Source organism: Halomonas sp. AOP25-F1-15 (assembly GCF_052378675.1).
GTDB lineage: Bacteria > Pseudomonadota > Gammaproteobacteria > Pseudomonadales > Halomonadaceae > Vreelandella > Vreelandella casei.
This window is the reverse complement of the sequence record NZ_JBQSXV010000016.1, coordinates 1-4,170: the sequence shown is the minus strand read 5'-3', so window position 1 is coordinate 4,170 and position 4,170 is coordinate 1. Positions and strand designations below refer to the sequence as shown.

Genomic DNA, 4,170 nt, shown 5'->3' with positions numbered 1-4,170 from the left:
ACCGCTAACCCCGAACGGTAAGGTCGACCGTCAGGCGCTGCCCACGCCAGATTTAGCCAGTAACTCGCATTACGAGCCGCCCCAGGGCGAGGTGGAAGAAGCACTTGCGGAAATCTGGTCAGAGATACTTGGCATTGAGCTGGTTGGCCGACACGATAACTTTTTCGAGTTGGGTGGCCATTCTCTGTTGGCTCTGAAGGTGCAAGCTAGAGTGGAGGAAAGTTTTGATACACGGCTCCCTCTTCGTAGCTATTTCGGGCATGCCTCATTGATTTCGATGTGCACGCTCATTCAGGAGGCTCGAGAAAGTACGCGCGAGGCGGAAGGTTCCGAGCTAGAAAAGATGGCGGCACTATTAGAGAGCTTGGAGAGCTGATATGGAACTCAACAATCGAATTATTGTGGAACGCTTCTTACAGCTTTCACAGGATAAACAGAGCCAATTTCTCAAGGCCTTGAAACAGCAGAATATTGATTTTTCGACTTTGCCGATCATTCGTCGGAATAGCCAAGAGAACTGCAAGCTCTCCTATGCTCAACTGCGCCAATGGTTTCTGTGGCGCTTGGATCCTCAAAGTAGCGCTTACCATATTACCGGTGCTCTGACTCTCAAAGGCTCGCTGGATACTGAAGCAATGTGGGGTAGCTTCGCCGCCTTGATATCTCGACATGAGGCACTGCGTACGGTTTTCCATGACGATGGCGAGGGTGGGGCGATACACGTGGTGCTAGCTGAGAGCAATTTTGCATGGCACGAGATTGACCTAAGCCATATGCCGAAGGATGAACGAGACGCAGCAATAGAGAGCCAGCTTGATCGGATTTGCAATGCCCCTTTCAATCTGGAAGAGGGGCCGCTGTTGCGGGTGGGGCTCCTGCGCTTAGCAGAAGAGAAGCACCTGCTGGTGGTGGTAATGCACCATATCGTCTCCGATGGCTGGTCGATGCAGTTGATCATCGATGAGTTTGCTGCGGACTACTCTGCTCGTGTGAAAGGAAAGGCCTGGCAGCCACACGCCTTGCCGATTCAATATGCCGACTATGCACTGTGGCAGCGTCAGTGGATGGAGGCGGGTGAGAAGGAGCGTCAGCTCGCCTACTGGCAAGCGGAACTTGGCGACGAACACCCAGTGCTGCAGCTGCCGACCGATCGACAGCGTCGCAACGATGGACATTATCACGCTGCGCGCCACGACATGGTGCTCCCAGAGCCACTGATAAGCGGGCTTCGTCAGCTAACTAAGACGCAGGGTACCACCCTGTTCATGACGCTACTGACAGGGTTCCAAACGCTGCTGTATCGCTATACCGGGCAGGAAGATATTCTAGTCGGCGTGCCAATCGCCAACCGGCACCGGATGGAAACCCAAGGTGTGATAGGACTTTTCGTCAACACCCAGGTGCTGCGTAACCCGTTGAATGGTCATTTAAGCCTGGCCGAGGCGCTGCAACAGAGCAAACGTGCGGCGTTAAGTGCACAAGAGCATCAGGATCTCCCTTTTGAACAGTTAGTGGAAGCGCTGCATCCGGAGCGCAGTTTGAGTCACACGCCGCTATTCCAGGTGATGTTCAACCACCAGCGGCAGGATCATGGTGCACTGCAGACACTACCAGGACTGGAACTGAGCACCTGGCCTCTGGAGCAGAGAAAAGCACAGTTAGAACTGACGCTAAATGCGGTAGAACGTAAGGATGGTCGCCTGGAGGTAAGCTTCATTTATGCAGAAGAGCTGTTCGACTCAACCACCATTGAGCGTCTGGCTCAGCATTATACGGTCATTCTAGAGGCGCTGGCAGAAACGACGGAGCGCTCGTTGAGCGATATCGAACTGCTAGACAAAGAGGAACAGCTAAAATTACAGGAATGGGGTGTAAACACACAGCGGTGTACCGATGCTCAGCCAATCCATAGACTAATTGGGCGACGGGCTGCTGCAACCCCAGAGGCCACAGCGCTAGTATTTGACGATCAGTCACTCAGCTACGCCGAACTCAATACCCGCGCCAACCAGTTGGCTCACTACCTTATCGGCCTAGGCGTAAAACCTGAGACTCGAGTGGGTATTGCCATGGAGCGCTCCATCGAGATGGTGGTGGGGCTGCTGGCGATTCTTAAAGCGGGGGGCGCTTATGTGCCACTGGATCCCGAGTATCCTTCGGAGCGGCTGGCGTTCATCACCGACGATAGTGGCATCGAGCTGTTGCTGACTCAGCACACCTTGCGTGGGGCATTGCCGATAGCTGATGGTCTCAGCGTTGTGGAGTTGGATCGGCTGGATATAGCCCATTACGCCACTACCAATCCAGCGGTGACGCTGCACGGCGAACACCTCGCCTATGTGATTTATACCTCGGGCTCCACCGGGCGACCCAAGGGAGCCGCCATTCGCCATGATGCCTTGACCAATTGTATGGTCTGGATGCAGGAGACCTACCAGCTCACCGATACCGATGCCGTATTGCATAAGGCGCCGTTCGGGTTCGACGTCTCTGTGTGGGAGATTTTCTGGCCGCTGAGTGTCGGGGCACGTTTGGTGATTGCCCAACCAGGCGACCATCGAGATCCAGAGCGCATCATTGAGCTGATTCAGCGGCACGGCGTTACCACGCTCAACTTTGTGCCCTCAATGCTCAAGGCCTTCCTGGCCTATCCCGATGTGAAGGCCAAGACGCGACTCAAGCATATTATGTGCGGCGGTGAGGCCGTTCCAGCCATGCTACAGCAGGACGTGGCTGAGAATCTTGATGGCGCAAACTTACATGACCTCTATGGCCCCACCGAAACCACCATCCATGTTACTCACTGGTGGTGCCGTGATGACGTTCACCGCCAGATCCCCATTGGACGACCCATTAGTGGTACCCGCACCTACGTCTTGGATGGTGAGCTCAACTTGGTACCACAGGGCGTTGCAGGAGAGTTGTACCTGGGCGGGATAAGCCTGGCCCGTGGCTATCTCAATCGCAGTGATCTCACGGCGGAGCGCTTTATCGCCGATCCGTTCACCGAGGGCGAACGCCTCTACCGTACGGGAGATTTGGTGCGCTGGCGGGAGGATGGCCAGCTCGAGTACCTAGGCCGCCTTGATCACCAGGTAAAAATACGCGGCCTACGTATTGAGTTAGGTGAGATCGAAGCTGAACTGCTATCGCAACCGGAGATTCGCGAGGCGGTGGTAGTTGCCCAAGAAACCCCTAGTGGCTCGAGACTGGTGGCGTATGTGGTTTCCCAAGCCGACGGTGAACTCGACACCAGTAAATTACGTGATCGATTGGGTCAACAGTTGCCAGATTATATGGTGCCGGGAGTCGTGGTCACGCTTGATGCTTTGCCGCTGAATGCTAACGGCAAGGTAGAGCGAAAGTCCCTGCCCGAGCCGGATTTGGCCAGTAGCTCGCAGTACGAGAAGCCTCAAGGCGAGGTGGAAGAAGCGCTAGCGGGCATCTGGGCCGAGGTGCTGGGTGTGGAGCAAGTAGGTCGGCACGATAACTTCTTTGAGCTAGGCGGTCATTCGCTATTGGCCCTGAAGGTGCTGGAGAAAATGCGACATCAGGGGCTGACGGCGCAGGTACGCACGCTGTTCCAATGCCCTGAGCTGGTGGTCTTCGCCCAGGCACTGACGCATACATCAGAGCGGCAGGAAATAGTCATCCCTCCCAACCGCATTCCAGATGATTGCTTGGCAATCCAGCCTGAGATGCTGCCTTTGATTGAACTCAATGCCGAAGAGATCAGTGCCATCGAAGCAGCAGTGCCCGGCGGTGCTAGCAATATTCAGGATATCTACCCGCTGGCACCGTTGCAGGAGGGGATTCTCTTCCATCACCGGTTGCAGGAGAAGGGCGATGCCTATGTCACTCCGCGTTTGCTTGGCTTCGACAGCCGAGAACGGCTGGAAGCATTTATAGCCTGTTTCAATAAGCTGATTGCCCGCCACGATATTCTGCGTACGGTGGTGCTGTGGGAGAACCTGCGTGAACCGGTACAGGTGGTGTACCGGCATGCCGTGCTGAATATCGAGTGGCCAACGGTGCCGGATGAAGCTACCGGTCGTGTGGTCGAATGGTTATGTTCTGAAGTGGATCCTGAGCAACATCGCCTCGATGTGCGCCGAGCACCTATGCTTCGGGCGCTGGCTGCCCATGATGCCGAGGTTGGACGCTTGCTAC

2 protein-coding genes are annotated in these 4,170 nt (G+C 55.4%); both read left to right on the top strand.

Going from position 1 to position 4,170, the window contains the following annotated elements:
• On the top strand, positions 1-376 hold a 376-nt coding region (locus ACT3TF_RS17135; protein WP_444672636.1), incomplete at its 5' end, for a phosphopantetheine-binding protein.
• Between the two features lies 1 nt (position 377).
• A partial coding sequence (locus ACT3TF_RS17130) for an amino acid adenylation domain-containing protein (protein WP_444672635.1) occupies positions 378-4,170 on the top strand: 3,793 nt, incomplete at its 3' end.